The 16806-nt window shown below is 36.9% G+C and carries 15 protein-coding genes; 1 reads left to right on the top strand and 14 read right to left on the bottom strand.

Annotated elements, in window-relative coordinates:
* Positions 1 to 236: 236 nt before the first annotated feature.
* The 11 genes from IGI63_RS00910 to IGI63_RS00860 all read right to left on the bottom strand — a co-directional run bounded on the left by IGI63_RS00910 (position 237) and on the right by IGI63_RS00860 (position 11815).
* A complete protein-coding gene (locus IGI63_RS00910) occupies positions 237 to 1493 on the bottom strand; it encodes an NADPH-dependent oxidoreductase (RefSeq protein WP_002360528.1) in 1257 nt (418 codons plus the stop codon).
* 18 nt (positions 1494 to 1511) lie between these two features.
* On the bottom strand, positions 1512 to 2120 hold the full coding sequence (locus tag IGI63_RS00905) for an NADPH-dependent FMN reductase (protein ID WP_429975147.1): 609 nt from the start codon (positions 2118 to 2120) through the stop codon (positions 1512 to 1514).
* Positions 2121 to 2146: 26 nt separating this feature from the next.
* Entirely contained in the window at positions 2147 to 3082 is a 936-nt protein-coding gene (locus IGI63_RS00900; protein ID WP_429975146.1) for an FAD:protein FMN transferase, read from the bottom strand.
* Between the two features lie 219 nt (positions 3083 to 3301).
* Entirely contained in the window at positions 3302 to 4192 is an 891-nt protein-coding gene (locus IGI63_RS00895) for a helix-turn-helix domain-containing protein (RefSeq protein ID WP_002382193.1), read from the bottom strand.
* 184 nt (positions 4193 to 4376) lie between these two features.
* On the bottom strand, positions 4377 to 5705 hold the full coding sequence (locus IGI63_RS00890; protein WP_429975145.1) for an amidohydrolase: 1329 nt from the start codon (positions 5703 to 5705) through the stop codon (positions 4377 to 4379).
* Entirely contained in the window at positions 5689 to 7473 is a 1785-nt protein-coding gene (locus tag IGI63_RS00885) for an adenine deaminase (protein ID WP_429975144.1), read from the bottom strand. Before IGI63_RS00885 ends, IGI63_RS00890 begins: the two co-directional genes overlap by 17 nt.
* The gene (locus IGI63_RS00880) at positions 7449 to 8513 is read right to left on the bottom strand and encodes an ABC transporter substrate-binding protein (RefSeq protein WP_429975143.1); all 1065 of its coding nucleotides are present in this window, start codon (positions 8511 to 8513) and stop codon (positions 7449 to 7451) included. Before IGI63_RS00880 ends, IGI63_RS00885 begins: the two co-directional genes overlap by 25 nt.
* 26 nt (positions 8514 to 8539) lie before the next feature.
* A complete protein-coding gene (locus IGI63_RS00875) occupies positions 8540 to 9580 on the bottom strand; it encodes an ABC transporter ATP-binding protein (RefSeq protein WP_429975142.1) in 1041 nt (346 codons plus the stop codon).
* A 38-nt stretch (positions 9581 to 9618) separates the two neighbouring features.
* Positions 9619 to 10398: an ABC transporter permease gene (locus IGI63_RS00870; RefSeq protein WP_002357916.1), complete on the bottom strand. Its 780-nt coding sequence runs from the start codon at positions 10396 to 10398 to the stop codon at positions 9619 to 9621.
* A complete protein-coding gene (locus IGI63_RS00865; RefSeq protein ID WP_002382189.1) occupies positions 10391 to 11227 on the bottom strand; it encodes an ABC transporter permease in 837 nt (278 codons plus the stop codon). The genes IGI63_RS00870 and IGI63_RS00865 overlap by 8 nt, the downstream gene beginning before the upstream one ends.
* Before the next feature lie 207 nt (positions 11228 to 11434).
* Complete coding sequence (locus tag IGI63_RS00860) at positions 11435 to 11815, bottom strand: hypothetical protein (protein WP_025187334.1); 381 nt, start codon at positions 11813 to 11815, stop codon at positions 11435 to 11437.
* A gap of 229 nt (positions 11816 to 12044) precedes the next feature.
* Between IGI63_RS00860 and IGI63_RS00855 the strand changes: the two genes are divergently transcribed.
* On the top strand, positions 12045 to 12806 hold the full coding sequence (locus IGI63_RS00855; RefSeq protein WP_025189512.1) for a WxL domain-containing protein: 762 nt from the start codon (positions 12045 to 12047) through the stop codon (positions 12804 to 12806).
* Between the two features lie 114 nt (positions 12807 to 12920).
* Here the strand turns inward: IGI63_RS00855 and IGI63_RS00850 are convergent, their stop codons facing one another.
* The 3 genes from IGI63_RS00850 to alsS all read right to left on the bottom strand — a co-directional run bounded on the left by IGI63_RS00850 (position 12921) and on the right by alsS (position 16529).
* Positions 12921 to 14003, bottom strand: coding sequence for a PA2928 family protein (locus IGI63_RS00850; protein ID WP_429975141.1), 1083 nt, complete (start codon positions 14001 to 14003; stop codon positions 12921 to 12923).
* A 157-nt stretch (positions 14004 to 14160) separates the two neighbouring features.
* Positions 14161 to 14865 carry an acetolactate decarboxylase gene (gene budA, locus IGI63_RS00845; RefSeq protein WP_429975140.1) on the bottom strand — a complete coding sequence of 235 codons (705 nt, stop codon included), beginning with the start codon at positions 14863 to 14865 and terminating at the stop codon, positions 14161 to 14163.
* Positions 14866 to 14876: 11 nt separating this feature from the next.
* Positions 14877 to 16529, bottom strand: a complete 1653-nt coding sequence (alsS, locus tag IGI63_RS00840; RefSeq protein WP_002357923.1) for an acetolactate synthase AlsS — start codon at positions 16527 to 16529, stop codon at positions 14877 to 14879.
* Between the last annotated feature and the right edge of the window lie 277 nt (positions 16530 to 16806).

Below are 16806 nucleotides of genomic sequence, written 5' to 3'. Positions count from 1 at the left end.
TTTTGTTATTTTTTTACTTTAAATTTAAAGAAAAGCTGATTTGTTTGACTAATTTTCTGTTTCTTTTCTAGCCTATTCGTCAAAAATGATTGAAACTTTTGGTTCGCCTTCTATACTATCTTCCTATAAAGTTCTTACTCTTTTAAGTATCAGCTTCTGTCAATAAAAGTCCTCATTTGGCATTGCTAATCTGAATACAGTATGACTACTTGTTGCCGCTATTTTTTGCTGTTATTTTACTCTTTAATTGAAGCGCTAGAAACGCTGTCAACTGTTGGCTTTTCGGTCGCTGACTCTTCTTCATGGACTGATGCACTTGAGACACTATCTGCCGTTTCTGGTGCTTCTTTTTTGGAGGCACCACTGACTGCATCGACGTTTTTTCCACCGACTAATTCTTGCCCTGTTTGTTTTAAATACCAATCAACAATTGGTTTAAAGTCTAAAATATACTCATTAATTCCCGCGTAATTTCCATTATCATCATACATCGCTTGATAATTATGCACTACATAGGTATCTGGTCCGTGCATTGGAACATGAACGCGAATAGCATCTGTTTTTCCTGACCGTAATTGTTGAATCACCCATTCTACATTTTTCAATGCTTTTGGCGGATGGCAATTCGCTAATGGATTACCAACTTGTCCTGGTTGCCGTTTAGCAAACATTTCTTCAGCAGCCATTTTTTTATTGTAATATAAAAATTGATTGTTACTGTCTGCATAAGTCAATTCCATTGGCATTGATTTTAAGAAATAATTTAGCTGATCTACGGTTAAAATGCCTCGATCTAATTTTACGTATGTGTCGCCTTCCACAGCCTGAACCGCTTCTGCTGCTTGTTCTACCCAATCATCTGCTGCCATATCAACCCCTTCGATCGTTGTTTCAATGGTTCCTTTTGCATGTAAATCCTCAGGTAAGTCTTTTGGCTTAGCCCCTTCTAATTTTGAAATCACATCAATGAATTCCACGAATTTTTGTAATGTGCTTTCTAAAAATTGACGTGTTCCCTCCGCAATTAAGTTGCCGTTTTCATCAAATGCTTCTTTAGCTTTTCCTAATAAAAACTCGTTTCCAGGCATCACGATTGCATTGACACCAGGTGCATCAAGAATTTGACGGAGATGTAATTGCGCACGTGAGGTTCCTTGATCATAATAAGAGCAACCAACAATCATTACTGGTTTATTTTCCAGCGGATGAATTTTGAAAGATAACCATTCTAACACACTTTTCAAACCGGCAGGAATGGTATGGTTATGTTCGGGCGTCGCAATAATTACGCCGTCTGCTTGTAAAATTTTGCGATTCATATTCTGAATCAAGACACTGTTCGTTTGATCCTTACTTTGATTAAACATTGGAATATCTTTAATTTCTAAAATTTCCAAGTCGAACATTTTATAAAACTCTTTGCCAATATATTGCAGTAGTAACCGATTATAAGAAGAATCAGCGTTTGATCCGACGATCCCAATTAATTTCATTTTATTCACTCCATTTCGTTAAATCGTTTCCCATGAGAAATTTTCTGCTTCTTTTTTATTTTGCGCATGCGCATGTTTCAGCTGTTCTGTAATTTCAATAAATACACAAAAATCTGCAAACAAACCAGCTAGTTTATCTATTTGTTCTGAATCTTTTAACGCATTGTTTTCATCAAAAGCTTGTAAGGAATGCGCTAATAGAAATTCAGAGCTTGGCATAATTCGTGCTTTCAATTCAGGAGCATCTAAAATTTGACGCAGATGCGCTTGTGCTCTAGAGGAACCTAACGTGCCATAGGATGCACCAGTAATCATAACTGGTTTATCAACAAACGGAAAAATCCCGTAAGATAACCAACTTAGGGCATTCATCAAAGAAGCCGGCACCGCATGGTCATATTCAGGCGTACTGATAATGACGCCATCTGCTACTTCAATTTTTTCAGCAACCGTTTTAACTATTTCTGGCAAAACTTTGTCTTCTGGCTTGTTAAACATAGGAAAGTCAACAATTTCAACTAGTTCAATGTCAGCCTCCTGCGCAAAATAGTGTTGCATAAATTGCAAAAGTTGACGATTGGTTGATTGCTCTGAGTTCGTTCCTACTAAGCCGATAATTTTTTTCATAATGAGCTGTCCTTTCTTTTTCGGTTCTATGAATGGATAATGTGAAGAGTATCTGCTAACCCGCTGCTATATAAAATTTGCTGGTCTTGTGTAATGATGACTCCTTCAATCCCATCTAGTTGATTGAGGATTTCAAGCGCTTCTGGAATTGGATAACCAAATAAACGCGTTGTCCAAATCTCACCATCCACTGAAGCATCCGAGATAATTGTGATGCTGGCCATTTCAGTTTCCAATGGGTATCCGGTTGTCGGATCCAACAAATGGTGATAGACTCGCCCAGCTTCGGTTAAACTTCTTTCATAAATGCCCGACGTCACAACCGATTGATTAGCCACTTCGACAAGTAAGCTGATTGTTTCTCTGGATTTTTGCGGATTGCGAATACCAATTCGCCATTTTTTGTTTTGATGCGTAGAGGGCCCCAATGTCACAATATTGCCGCCCAGATTAATCAAAGCAGACGTAACATGGACTTCTTTCAAATAGGCAATTAGTAAATCAACGATATAGCCTTTTGCTAAAGCCCCCAGATCTAATTTCATTCCTTCTTCTTCCAAAAAAACCGTTTGTTTTAAGGGATTTAAGTGAATCTTTTCTGGATTAATTTTTTTCAAACAGGCTTTAATTTCCTCTTCTGACGGGACACGGGCATCTTTAAAACCGATTCGCCATGTTTGAACTAGTGGGCCAATGGTAACATTCAAATGACTAGCTGGATCACAACTATGTTTTTTCCCTAATGCAATTAATTGATACAACTCTGGATGAACGCTGACTGGTTTTTGCCCAGCTTGTTGATTGACAGCCATCAGTTCCGAAGTTGAATCATTTGCACTAAAACGTTGTTCATAAGTGATCAATCTTTGATGCACTTCTTCTAGAATTTTTTCAGGTTCTTCATGGTCTACAAAAACATCTATTACTGTGCCCATCAAATAAATAGTTTGACTTTGTTGCACCTCAAGACTTCCTCTCCACGAAAGATTGTGTTTTATTTCACATTTATTCACAAATGAATCATACGCCTTTATTTGATGCCAGTCAAGTCGTTTATATATTTTTTTATATAAAATAACGACCTTAAAATTTTCATTTAAGGTCGTAATGTGTCTTGAACTCTTTTAAAAAACGCTTTTTTTATTATATTTTGAAAATAAATATATAATTTTCTATATAAACTAATTATTCTTAGATAAAATTGTTTCTTTCAATGTTTGAATTGCTTCCAACAAGATGCGATTTTTATTGATTTTTGCATACGCGCGGGCATCTTGTAGTAGTTCTAAAATTTGCTCTTGCGGCTTTTCTTCAGCTAAGGCATTTTTCGCAAGTTGGAAAGCTGCTCTTGCCAAGTAATACGTGACGTGATTATCAGAACAGATGGAAATCGCATACTCTAACAAAGCATCACTTGTTTCTAAATCGCCTTTTTCTGCATAAAAAACACCACAGTGAAAGACAACATTTAATACTCGCCAAGTATCTTCCATTGATTGAATAGTATAGAGATAAATTTCCTTGAAGACCTTATTGAAATAAAATTCGGCTTTCTCAATTTCGCCTTCTTTGGCATAGGCCATGCCAATTCCAGTAAAAGCTAACAAACGGTAAATATCGCTCGTGTATTTTTGCTCTTCAAACAGAAGTTTTTCAAAGGTAAATAAGCAATCCATCAACGAAGCATTTTGAAAAATCATGACAAAGCCTTGTAAATAATAATATTCTAATAACAGTTGGGAATCTTTGATTTCATCAAAAGGAATATTTTTTAAAATTGTTTGCAATTGGTCATGTTCGCTGGTAATCAAGAAGAATTCTGCTTCTTCCATTTTTTCAAGAATTTCAGGTTGTTTAATCCCTACGCGCGGGAAGAGTTCCCCCAAAGGTAGCTCTAAACGATTACATAGTTGGATCAATATTTTTAAAGTTGGGACTTGACCATTCTTTTCAAAACGACTAACCGTAACTTGCGTACAAATCCCTTTAGCCAATTCACTTTGCGACAAACCACGTGCTTTGCGTTTTTCTATAAACCGTTGTATATTCATTGCTTTTCCTCTCATTCTCATCTTCTCAAACTTACTATAATACAACTTACCTTAAAAATATATATAGAAAAAGAAAAATGTTTATAACAAAAAAGAACACAGACAACTCTTTCATTAAAAGTTTGTCTGCGCTCTATTAGAACCTAAATCACTAAACGTCAATTCAGCGTTATTTAATCAATCCGATACGTCCTACTTGCTCTGTTTAGAGAGCAGCTCTTTTTTTAGCTTCTTTCACAAACGTATTCATGGCCTGATATAATTTTTCCTTGATTTCTTTGAGATTAGCTTGTTGTAATTCTTTATTGGCAACTAACTGTTGACCGTTCACCCAAACGGCTTCAACATTGCTAGCATTTGCTGAATAGACCAACGCTGAATAGGCATCAAAAATCGGAAACATATTAACTGATTGCGTTTCAATTAATGTTATATCCGCTTTTTTGCCCATTTCCAATGAGCCGACTTGCTCCGCCAAACCTAATGTTTTAGCGCCCCCCATCGTTGCCAGATAAACAATTTCTTTCGCAGGAAACAAGGAGCGATCTTGGTGTGCTGTCTTATGAAAATTCGCAACCATGCGCATTTGGGTGAATAAATCTAATGTATTCCCACTACTAGGTCCATCCGTGCCTAAACCGACAATAATCCCTTGATCAAGCATTTGCTTAATCGGCGCTACGCCTTTGGCTGATTTAGTATTCGCACCGATACAATGAGCGACACGCGCTTTTCCATTAGTAGCAGCTAAACTCGCAAGATCTTCATCTGTTGCCAAAATACAATGCGCTAAAATAAACGGCTCGCTCAAATAACCCAGTTCTTCTAAGAAAGCAATTGGTGTTTTTTGATAGGCTTTTTCAAACTCAGCCATTTCATAAGTCATTTCAGCAACGTGCATGGTCACAGGAACTTGGTATCGCCGACTAAGTTCAATAATTTTTGCTAACACTTCTGGTGAATTGGTATTCGGTGCATGTGGCGCAAGTATAGGCGTAATCAACGGATGGCCTTGCCACTTGCGAATAAAGGTTTCCGCGTAAAAAAGACCGCCTGAAGGCTCCGGACTATCACAAGTGGGCATATCAATGATCGTCTCTCCGAGCAAAGCACGAACACTCATTTTTTCACAACTTTTAGCAATTTCATCTTCAAAATAATACATATCACAAAAGCTCGTAATACCACTCAGTAACATTTCAGCAATTGCATAATCACTACTGCATCCTACTAATTCTTTTGTCATGAATTGTTCTAATGGAAAAAGAAAACGCCGGAGTCGATCTGGCACATCGTCTCCTAACGAACGAAACGGAATCATGCCTACATGGGTATGGGTGTTAATCATCCCAGGCATTAAAATTCCATTTTGGCCATCGATTACTTGATTTGCAGCCATTCGCTTTTCATCAAGTGTGGTCATTGGTGCTAATTCCACAATTGTGTCTTCTTCAATCACTAAATAGCCGGCTTTGATTTCTGAAAATTGCTCATCCATTGTTAGTATATGCACATTTTTAATGAGTGTTTTCATGCAAAAGAACTCCATCCTCTGGAAAAACTAATGGATAGAAACGTTGTGACTTCGTATCCATCATCCCAAAATCTGTCACTTTAATGGCTGGCGAGACAGGCAATGATAGTGTGGAAAAGGACATGATTTCATTCATATTTTGATAGCCTAACGCTTGCATAGCTTGTCGGACTTTTTGTAAAGAAGCGCCTAATTGTTCAATCGGTGCTTGCGATAAAATCCCACCAATTGGTAAAGGACAAGTTGCCATCACTTGCTGATCCGAAGCAACCAAATAGCCGCCTTGCATCGCTAATAATTCATTCTGCGCTAACAGAATATCCTCAATCGTATTACCCATCACCATTAAATTATGATGATCATGGGCCCAGGTTGTCGCAATGGCTCCTTTCTCGGAAAGGGGTTGATCCATTAAAGAAAAAGAAATATTGCCATTTTTTCCGTAACGTTCCATCACAATTAATAAGGCACAGTTGGCTTTTTGCCATTGCAACAGTCCATTTTCAACAGGAATTTCTTTTGTAATTCGCTCTGTAAATGTGCCAATTTCTTGTTTTTGAATCACATTACAACGAACTGTTTCTTTTGTTGTAGCCACCTTTAAAAGTAAATCTTCTTCTGTTAACTTTTTACATTGGATAGTTTGTTGGTAAGCGGCTGGAAACTCTTCGATTTTTTCTGGATAATGGAAGGGCTCGCCTTTTTCAAAAACGACCTTTCCAGATTTATAAACCGTATTAATATCAAAACTTTCTAAGTCATTTAATAACAAAAAGTCAGCTTTTTTACCAGGTGCAATTTCGCCGCGATCATGGAGACCCATTCGTTTGGCCGGCGTATAAGTTGCCATATAAATGGCTTTTTCGATAGGCAACCCTGCTTGAACGGCTTTTTTGACATTTTCATTTAGATGACCTTTTAGCAAATCATCAGCCATCACGTCATCCGTGATAATACTTACATAATTGTAGAAGTCATTGTCTACTATCACCTGAATGTTTTCAGGAGTGATTGATTTATTTTGAAATTGAATAAAGACGCCCGCTTCAATTTTTTCTTTTAACGTTTTAGGAAATTGATGGGTATGATCTGAAGTGATACCACTATATAGAAAATCTGCTAACTCTTGATCTTCGATTTTAGGACAGTGGCCTTCTAAAGGCATGGTTGGTCGTTGTTTTTGACACAAATCGATAATTTGACGAATTAAAGAATCTGGCTCATAGGAAATCCCTTTAAAATTCATGGCTTCCCCTAAACAAATCACTTTTGGCTCTTTGAGTAATTCTGCTACTTCTGCTAAGCCGATAATCCCACCAGTTGTTTCTAATTCGGGAGTGGTCGAAGGAACCGAGGAAGGAATTGCGTGAAAGATATCTAGTTCTGTTTCAGCGGCCATAAAAGCTTTTAAGCCTTCTAAGCCAAATACGTTAGCCATTTCATGGGCATCGGCAATCACCGTTGTCACACCGTAACGCACTACTGCTTTGGAAAAAATAGTAGGTGTCGTCATGGAACTTTCAATATGCATGTGTGCATCAATTAAGCCGGGAATCATCCATTGATTCTCGGCATTAATTGTTTTTTTGGGCTGCAAATTGACGTTCTCTTCTTCATAAATGTAATAAAATTTATCATTTTTAATCGCAACATTTCGTTGAACGAATGTTTGAGTGACTGTTTGATACAGCCACACATTTTTTAGTAATACATCGACGTTCATTTTGTCCCTCTTTTCTAAAACTATTGATTCATCGTCCGATTCCATTGATCAATCCAATCCGCTAGTTGACTATTAATAAAATTAAAATCGACTGTTTTGGCACGTTCGGCAATGGCACCATATGTTTTATTTTTCGCTTCTTTTTCGCTTAGCGTTACTTGTTGATTTGTAGGTCCTTCATTTAATGAAATCGCTTTGGCCTTTTGTGATTCTTCACTAATCCGTGCGTTAACAAATTTAAAGGTGGTTTCTTTGTTTTGTGCTTTTTTAGGAATATTGACTGTATTATAGTTGGCATACGTGCCGCTTTCTGGGACGACATACGTCACGTTTTCTGCTGCGCCTTGAATAATATCAACCGCAAAATCAGCAACCACAGCTGCTTCAATTTCACCAGATTGGAACATATTAGCTAAGTCTGACGATTTTGAATACGTTTTAACAACGTTTGGTTTTAATTCTTTCATCGCTTCAAAAGCGGCCTTCCCGTTATCTTTTGTAATATCTTGACCAGCATGTTCACTAGCAACGTATAACATTAAAGGACCTGCCGTCGTGGCAACGTCTGGAACAGAAATTTTACCTTTCAAATCAGCTGACCATAAATCATCCCAGTTCTTAATTTCTTTGCCTAATTTTTCTTTGTTGTAAACAATCCCGATACTGTTTACAGCGATTGGTAAGCCAGCACCACTTTCAAAAACCTCTTTTGCTCCCGGCGTTAACTGACTTAAATTAGGTACTTCTTTTTCTGTAATTTTTTCAAATAACCCTTCTTTTCCACCTTGTGCTGCATTTGCTTGTGCTAATTCAATGACATCAATTCCCGCATTGGGATTATTTTTTAATTTCGTAAAGCGGTCTGCGCTATTGCCTACTTCTAAGGTAACTTTCGCTTCATTCTCTTTTTCAAACGGAGCGATGATGTCTTTTTTGACAATATCTTCACTTAATCCGAAAGTTGAAACGACTAAAGCATTACTTCCACCTTTGCTCTCGCTTTTCGTAGTTGCTTCGCTGTTTCCACAAGCAGTCATTAATAACGTTGCAGCGACTAATGTCCCTAAAATTACGCGTTTTTTCATTTTTAAATCTTCCTCCAAAATGGTTTTTATTTTTCTAAAATAACTAATTTCTCAGCTGGAAAAGCCAAGTGAATGGTTTCGTTTGTTTCATATAACTGTTCACTTGTTCCATTAACCAGCAATGTACCTAACGCTGTTTCCACTTCATATTGATAGCTTTTCCCTAAAAATGTTCGGACAGCGACAGTACCTGCGACAGTATTAGTAGCAGCTTCTGAAACAATCTCAATGTCCTCTGGACGAATCGTTGCCACCGTCGTTGTAACATTTGGTTCAGGATTAGTCGTTTTCACTATTTGATTTGTTTGTGTCCGATAATGACCGGCTTCCATTTTTTCGACAGAGAAAAAGTTTTCAAAACCGATAAATTCAGCGACAAACTTAGTACGAGGCAAACGATAAATCGTTTCTGGTGAATCATATTGTTCAATCACGCCATTATTCATAATGGCCACTTTATCTGAAATAGAAAAACATTCTTCTTGGTCATGTGTGACAAAAACTGTCGTAATGCCTAATTGTTGTTGAATCCGTTTGATTTCAATCCGCATCGCCACTCGCAATTTTGCATCTAAATTACTCAACGGTTCATCTAGTAGTAATAGTTTAGGTTCGATAATCAGAGCACGTGCTAGCGCAACCCGCTGTCTTTGACCACCAGATAATTGTTTTGGATAACGGTCGCCTAAACTTTCTAAACCACATACTTTTAGCATTTCCGTGACTTTTTGGTCCATGGTTTGTTTGCTTTCTTTGCGTAATTTCAGCCCAAAAGCCACATTTTCTGCAATCGTTAAATGAGGGAATAACGCATAACTTTGAAAAAACATCCCGAAGTTTCTTTTATGGACAGGAACCTTTGTTAGTTCTTCTTGATCAACGAAAAACTGTCCGTCGTTTGGCTTAATTAATCCAGCAATCACTCTTAGCGTAGTCGTTTTACCACAACCACTCGGTCCTAATAAAGAAACTAACTCTCCTTTTTCCATTGAAATATTTAAATCTTTTAAAATATCTTGTTTTCCGTCATAGCTGACGCGAATATCTTTTAAATCCACAAAAGTCAAAATTTTCTCCTCTTTCTATCTCGTGCTTCTTCCATGTTTTAGGCAATGGAAGCTAGTCCCAACGTTTTTTCAATTAAAAACATTAAGCCCATTGTTAGTAGCATCAACAATACAGAAATTGCTGAAACAGTTGGATCATAATTGTATTCCATATAACTTAATAAAGAAGTAGGCAGCATCGTCACACCGGGACCTGATAAAAACATCGATACAGGAACATTGTTAAACGAATTGACAAATGCTAACATAAAGGCTGCAAAAATTCCTGAAGACACATTGGGTAAAACAATTTGAATGAAAGCTCGCAATCTTGTACAACCTAATGTCCAAGCTACTTCTTCCATTGAATAATCTAGTTGTTCCATACTTGACCCAACCACTCGAATAATATAAGGCAAACTAATTAAAAAATGCCCCATTAATAATCCTTGAAATACAGGCAAACCTAATTTAATAACAATATATTGAAATAACGTATACCCGACCACAATTCCTGGAATCACAGTTGGGGATAAGAAAAAGCTTTTAATAAAGTTGCGCCCGCGAACGGAATAACGTGCCAGCGCATAGGAAGCAGGAATCCCTACTATTAATGCTAAAACAGTCGCTAATACCCCAATCAACAAGCTTAACTTAAAACTGTCCATAAACGTTTCCGATTGTAAGGCTTTGGCGTACCAATCTAAAGTAAATCCTTTAATCGGAAATTGAATCGCTGCGGCTGTTCCAAAAGAAGTCACCACAATCAAACATAATGGTAAAAATAAAAACAGAAAAACTAGAATTGCAATAACAGATAGTCCTTTTTGCTTACGCATGATTTGCTTCTCTCCGATCTACTTTCTTAGCGACCATGTCTAGGCCTTTCATCACAATTAATGTTGTTAAAATCATAATAAATGCAAGAACACTCGCCGATTGCCAATCACCTAAAGTATTAGCCTTTTGATATAAGAAGGTCGACATCATCATTTTTTGGTTACCACCTAACAGCTGTGGCGTCGTATAAGCCGTTAAAGTTCCTGTAAACACTAATATACTTCCTACAATGGTGCCTGGAATTGATAAAGGTAAAACAATTTTCCGAAAAGCCGTCATTGGATTGGCGCCTAGCGTCTCAGCCGCTTCTAGCATTTCTCCTTCAATGTTTTCCATAACCCCAACTAAGGTCATAATCATTGTTGGTAAAAATAAATACACTGAACCGATAATAATTGCAAATTCTGTATACAATAAATTCAGCGGTTGCTCAATTAAGCCTGTTTTTAATAACAACGTATTCACTACACCGTTTTTTCCTAAAATGTTAATCCAAGCAAAACTTCGAATAACTGAATTGGTTAATAGTGGAAACAAGGTCATAGCCATTAAAAAGCCACGCCATTTTTTGGAAACTCCAGCAATAAAGTATGCCGTTGGAATGCCCAACACAATTGAAATACCCGTCACAATTAACGAAACTCTTATCGTTCGCCAGAAAATTGAAACATTATAGTCATCTTTAAAAAAAGTAACATACTGATTTAGTGTCAAGCCATGATCAGTAAAAATGGTTGGCAAAATGCTAGTAATTAATGGAATCATTAAGAAAAATAATAATAGTACTAGCCCCGGTGCCACAATTAAATAAGGAACTTTCTTGTTCATTCGTACACTCCTCGTTCGTTTTTTCACTTCATCAGTATACGCAAGGAAAACGTATATTTCAACATATTTTCATCTTTTTGTTCGTTTTTAAACCCGAACGTTCGTATATTTTTTCGGAAAAGGTTATTAAAAAATAAAACACGAACATTAAACAAAAAAACACAAACAAAACTGTTTGTGTTTTTTGTCAACTTTTTTATTTATCATTTAATTTTCTTGGAACGTTTGATCCTTTTCCATCATTTTCACTATAATACCATCTTGATACACCTGATAATATCCGAACAATTCATTCTCTTTTGAGACACTATTCTTTTCAGATATAATTTGAACAACATAACTTCCTTTATTTGACTGCTTAAACGTATAATGAAACGCCGAGTCATTCGTTGGTATCCCTAAACCATTTTGTAAAAATTCAATCGCTTCCTGTTTAGTATAAGATTCTGCTTCTAATTGCGTTCCTAAATGCGGATTTTTTTGATCAACAAATTGTCTTGCTTTGTCATTATTAGCAGACCTTTCTATAACGACTTCCTGTTGCGAATTCCTACTTCCTGAACAGCCAGATAATACAAATAAAATCATCAACAACCCGAAACACTTACTCAATTTTTCTCCTCCTCTCCATTTTGATTAGTGATACTTGATGATTTCTTTTATATTTTAGCATGCTTGATATAACGAATTGTGCTCAAAAAAGACAGAATCAACAAGTAAAAATTGTCGACTCATCTTTCTCTACTAATATTAAACACTATCTATCTCAATATTTTCGAATTACCTGTAAATTACTGATAAATAAAAACAGCTCCTTTTGCGTATACTTAGATTATCAGCACCTAAAGGAGGAACTTTCTTGAAGCAAAACAATCTACTCACTTATCAATCACTTGCCGTCTTGTTGCTAGTATTCAGTCTCTTTAGTTTTGACCCATCGGTTTCTTTTGCCACCCGTTCTGGAAAAACGCCTGTTTCAGTTAAACTAGAACTTGGAGGGCTGCCTGGCGATGAATCGGTTAACGATGCCATTGATCCTGATTTAGAAAATCCTAACACTAGTTTTGACTTGCTCTTTATTCCGAAAGAATTTACTTTTGAAACCCAAGCGATTTCTGGTGATTTAACAGCAGTTCCTATCCGACCTTCTGAAGGTAATACTCATACAATGAGACACTTCGGGATGGGGGATGTTCGCGGAGCCTTAACTGGTTGGCATGTCACTGCTGAAATCCCACACATGCGAAACGAAGCTCATTCTTTACTAGGCATCATTACGTTTCAATTAACAGGCGGCTATGCCCGCTATGACAAAACGTTAAGGCGTTTCTTTATGACAAATACAATGTATGGACTGGATTTTTCAGAAGATCCTGCTGCACCCGACTTCCCGACCAACCCAATTATTATCGGTAACGGTGCGACTTTAATGAGTAACGCTGGTGATAGAAAAGGACAAGGAATGTGGAGCGGCCGCATGACCGATATTTCTCTTGCAATCCAAACCCCTGTTTCACAATTATTTCCTGGCGCATATACAGGTTCGCTTATCTGGAATTTAATCTCTGGACCTGCATAAAATAAAAAAAACGCTTAGAAAACTAGCGGAATCACTACTCTTCTAAGCGTTTTTTTATATCATAAGGACTATTTGCTCCTTCTATTTGTCTAAGCATGCTTTACCGCTTTTCGTTTAACGAATCACTTGGCCCCAACGGTAATCAAACTGATACTCTTGATTACCATTATTCAGGTTAATTTTGTATAAATAACGCGGGACTTTAATGAATAACGCATCCTCTACTTGAAAAGCTTCAATAGGTACATTTTCTTTAGTTAAAAGCAACGATGTTTGCCACTCGTATGTTTTTTTCTGCCAATTGTATAAGCCAACTATCGCTTGATTACTTTGTCTTTTCTTGTATGACAGAACATAATAATTTGCTTCATCTTTCTTGCCTAGTAAAACTGGTGCTATTAGTTGCTCTTCTAGTTTTCCTTGCACTGTTGTACGCTCTTCCGATGACAGCTCTTGACCAATTTGACTCTCATTTGAATCTACCGTCCATTTAGGCGCTTCTTGTGTTTGAAAGACTTCTTTGAAAGTTGGGTCTTGTTTTAACTGCCAATTTTTCAAATCTAATTGATAATATCGATTGTTTAATCCATAAATATAGAGATAGCGATTATCCATAAAACGATAATCAACAAAATTAGAGCTTAAATAGTCTTTTAATTCAGGGAATTTCTTCACTAAATCCCCTTCAGAAAACTGTTTTTTCCCTGTTTTTGTATCTAGTAAGTAAATGGCCTCGTTATCAGCATTATTCAAAACCACATATTGATCTGTTTGACCAATTAAATAATCACGCCAACCTAAACGTTTACTCCACATTCGTTCGCCCGTCTGACTATTAACAGAAATCACTTGGAACAATGAGTTACTGGTGCTAATGCCATTCGTTCGTCCATTTGGAATAATCATTCGCTCGATTGAAGTTAAGCCTTTCGTTTTTTCAGAATAAAACGTCGCACTTTTCTCTTCAATCGTTACTGAACGAAACATTCCGAAAAAGATTAAACCAGCAAAATGTACCACTGCAAGATAAACCAATAAAATTAACGCATAGGGAACCAGTCTCCTTGTACTCCGCCTTCTTATTAAGGAAATAACCAAAATACCACTAATTACTATAAAAATAATTGCTACAATGATAACAAAAATATCATGATAGAGCCAACCAGATAATTGCCAACTTCTATAAAGTGTGTCCATTACGCCATCCTTTCCAATTGCTATTTGCTTATTATAAAAAGGATACTATTTTTTTTTGAAAAATAACAACAAAAAGCGACGAACAGCAATAAGCCCATTCAAGTTGACTAACTAGGTCAACTTGAATGGGCGTGGAGAAATGTGCCTTGTTATTCAGTTATTCCGCTTCTTCAATTGCGAACAAAGCTTTTGCAATATCAATTTCTTTATTCCGATAATCAGCATCATGAACTGGAAAATGCTGCCGCAATTCTGCTGTTTCCATCCACGAAACAGTCCCTTGTTTAATGCCAAAATCAAGAATGTGCCCACCAAATTGGTGATCCTCACTGATAAAGTGCAAATGAAACCCTGCGGCAGAAGCACCATGAAATAATTTAGGTGTAAAGAACCCTACAACTGTTCCCTGAATATTCTCCGCTGTAAATTCAGGTTGATTGCGTGCGGCTTCTACAAATGGTGGATACGGTTTTTCTTGTTTAGGTGCCACACGGACATGCATCTTCGCAAAAAGACCGCTAATTTTAATTGCCGCAAAAAAATTAGGACTAATTTTTTCTAAAATTTGTGCTTTAATATTTTCATCGGTTTCCGTTGATACAGGGAATGCGCCATCTTCTTGAAAACGAGTAACTGCGGCATATGGCGTTAATTCTTCGCCTTCTAGAATAGTAATTTCGCCAGTTTGATTTGCATGATACAATGTACCGTCCAATAAGATAATTTCGCCATTTGATCCTTCTAATGTCCCAATTCCAAAATCACCTTGCGTGAGTAACGTACCAATTTCTGCCGTTCCTGCCATCAAACTTTCCATTAAACCGCCTAGCGTACCATGTTGATAAACATATTGTTCGCTCATTTTTCCATCTCCTAATAAAGTTGATCTGGTAACAATGTTTTACCTAATTCTTGATTATCTGAATAATCCACAGGAACATCAATAATCACTGGGCCTTCTGTTTGCATTCCTTCTTCTAAAGCTGCGGCAAATTCTGCTTGTGAATGTACTCGAACCCCTTTGGCTCCAAAAGCTTCAGCATATTTCACAAAATCAACTGGACCAAAATCTACGCCAGAGGATCGATTATATTTCATTTCTTCTTGGAATTTAACCATATCATAACTACCATCATTCCAAATAATATGCACGATATTTTGCTTTAACCGAACCGCTGTTTCTAATTCTTGCGCTGAAAATAGGAAACCGCCATCCCCAGAAACAGAGATAATTTGTGTATTTGGACGAACCAGCGCAGCCGAGATTGCCCAAGGCAAAGCGACACCTAATGTTTGCATACCGTTACTAAATAATAAATGACGCGGTTCATAACTTCTAAAGTGGCGAGCCATCCAAATGTAGTGACTCCCTACGTCAACAGTAACTGTCATTTCATTCGTGGTTTTTTCTTGAAGCGTTTGAACAATTTCTAATGGATGTAATCGATTTTCAATTGTACTTGTTTTTACTTCTTTAATCGTTAATTTTTCTTGAAGCGTTTCTAAATAATCTTGCGCATCTTCTGTTAATATTGGTTCACTAAATGCTTCTGATAATTTCAAAATATTTTTAGACATATCACCAATTAGCTCTTCTTCCGGTTGCATATATTGATCAATTTCCATTTGAACTTCATCAATAACAATAACGCGCGCATCTTTTTCTGCGTTCCAATTACGTGCTTCATATTCAATGGGGTCATAACCAATCGCAATCACTAAATCACTTCTTTTTAACAAACGGTCCCCAGGCTGGTTTCGAAATAAACCAACACGCCCAAAGAAATGTTCTTCTAATTCTTTTGAAATAATTCCTGCTCCTTGGAACGTTTCCACGACTGGCAAACCAGTTATAGCAACCAATTCACGAATGGCTGCGGTAACTTTTCGTGCAGAGGCCCGCATTCCTAAAAGTAAAACAGGTAATTTCGCTTGCTTGATTCGTTCAGCTAAAGCTGCGATTGTTTCTGCTGATGCATGGCCCAGTTTCGGAGCCGACAAAGGCTTAATTGCTTCGCCTGTCACCGGACTATCTGTGACATCTTGTGGGATCGATAAGAATGTTGCGCCTTTTTTCGCTGTTTTGGCGATACGGTAAGCATTGGCAATATTTTCAGATAATGTTTCTGGATCTTGAATTTCTGTACTGAATTTTGTTATTGGACTAAATAATGCAGCATTATTCATGCTTTGGTGAGTTAATTTTGACAAATCGGACCGTTTCACCTGTCCAGCCAATGCTAAAACAGGGTCCCCTTCTGCAGTCGCAGTTACTAACCCAGTTGCTAAATTGCTGGCACCAGGTCCACTAGTTGCAATAACTAAGCCAGGCTCTCCCGTCAAACGACCAATCCCTTGTGCCATAAAGGCTGCATTTTGTTCATGTCGAGCTAAAATTAATTCTGGACCTTTGTCAACTAATGCATCAAAAACTCCATCAATTTTTGCACCGGGAATCCCAAAAATATAGGGCACTTCGTGATTGATTAAACTTTCTACTATGATATCTGATCCTTTTTTACTCACTGTTATACCTCCAATTAAAATCTGTACTAATTACAAATACAAAAATACCACTAAAATTCTAATTAATCAACAATGAAACACCTTGAAAACGTGTAATATACTAATTCGCATATTTTAATAGAATTGAGATATTTCAAAAGATTAAGCAAAAATAATGCAAAATACCTTAAAGTTTTATAGTCTTTCAACAATTATTATATACTTCTTCACTAAAAATTAGTAAGATTAACCTATAAGAAAAAAATCACAACCTGTGATAAATTATTGAAGGAAAAAT

The organism is Enterococcus sp. DIV0086 (assembly GCF_050498705.1).
Classification (GTDB): Bacteria; Bacillota; Bacilli; order Lactobacillales; family Enterococcaceae; genus Enterococcus; species Enterococcus faecalis.
Note: the sequence above shows the minus strand (reverse complement) of the source record. Positions and strands in the feature narration are given on the sequence as shown.